Origin of the sequence: Paenibacillus sp. LPE1-1-1.1 (assembly GCF_040676435.1) — a bacterium.
In the GTDB taxonomy this organism is placed as follows: domain Bacteria; phylum Bacillota; class Bacilli; order Paenibacillales; family Paenibacillaceae; genus Pristimantibacillus.
This window is the reverse complement of sequence record NZ_JBEGHY010000040.1, coordinates 1-222: the sequence shown is the minus strand read 5'-3', so window position 1 is coordinate 222 and position 222 is coordinate 1. Positions and strand designations below refer to the sequence as shown.

Below are 222 nucleotides of genomic sequence, written 5' to 3'. Positions count from 1 at the left end.
ATGAGCAATGGGGTGACACAGAAGGGCAGTGACGCGGGCTGATGGAATAGCCCGTCCAAGCAGTGAGGCTAGTGTGTAGGCAAATCCGCACACTATTAGGCTGGGCTGTGATGGGGAGCGAAAATTACAGTAGCGAAGGTCATGTACTCCGGCTGTCAAGAAAAGCCTCTAGCCAGGTGAAGGTGCCCGTACCGCAAACCGACACAGGTAGGCGAGCAGAGC

At 55.9% G+C, this 222-nt stretch carries 1 rRNA gene; it reads left to right on the top strand.

From position 1 onward, the window contains the following. Positions 1-222: ribosomal RNA gene (locus tag MRBLPE1_RS33265) — 23S ribosomal RNA — on the top strand; the annotation flags it as partial.